This window comes from Sutterella massiliensis (assembly GCF_016899755.1).
In the GTDB taxonomy this organism is placed as follows: Bacteria; Pseudomonadota; Gammaproteobacteria; order Burkholderiales; family Burkholderiaceae_F; genus Sutterella; species Sutterella massiliensis.
On record NZ_JACJJC010000217.1, the window covers coordinates 1 to 605 of the forward strand.

At 58.7% G+C, this 605-nt stretch carries 1 protein-coding gene; it reads right to left on the bottom strand.

Annotation, left to right across the window (positions count from 1 at the left end; all coding sequences use genetic code 11):
- On the bottom strand, positions 1-462 hold a 462-nt coding region (locus H6A60_RS12240), incomplete at its 3' end, for a hypothetical protein (RefSeq protein WP_205105022.1).
- Positions 463-605: the final 143 nt, after the last annotated feature.

The window sequence follows — 605 nt, forward strand, 5'->3', positions numbered from 1 at the left end:
GCCGCTGTCCTGCGAGAGGGCAAGCGTTGCGTCAGTGCCGAGCGCGACAGTGCCTCCCGAGCCGAGGATGCTGTCAACACCGACGGTGCTCGAGCCGCTGACGGAAGCGGTCGTGCCGCTGGTGAGCGACCAGTCGCCAAGGTAGTTTGTGTTGTTCGCGTAAATGTTGAAGCCCGAGCCGCTCAGTTCAACCGTAGCCCCTGCTTCACCGGTAACAACCTTCGAGAACGTATTGTCCGCACTTTGGTCGTTGATGACCAAACGCGTGCCGTTTTTGAGCACAACGGTTCCTGAAGAGCCGATACCGAGCGTATCGCTAAGCTCCAGTGTGTGACCGTTCGTGAGAGTTACGTTACCCGTGAACGCCGACTGTTCGCCGCGAATTAGCGAATGAAGCCCCTGGTAAGCATCACTGCCCAACGTAACCGACCCACTGCCCCTGATCCCGTTGGCCGAATTCACGTCAATTGATCCGAGCCTTTGCGAGAAACCGCCGAAGTTGACGTACCCGCTCACTACATCAAGGAGACGCGTGTTCCCGAAACCGTTGTCGGCTCCAAGCGTCGCCGACCCGGTCGCCACCTTCGTGACGTCCGTGTATTCAT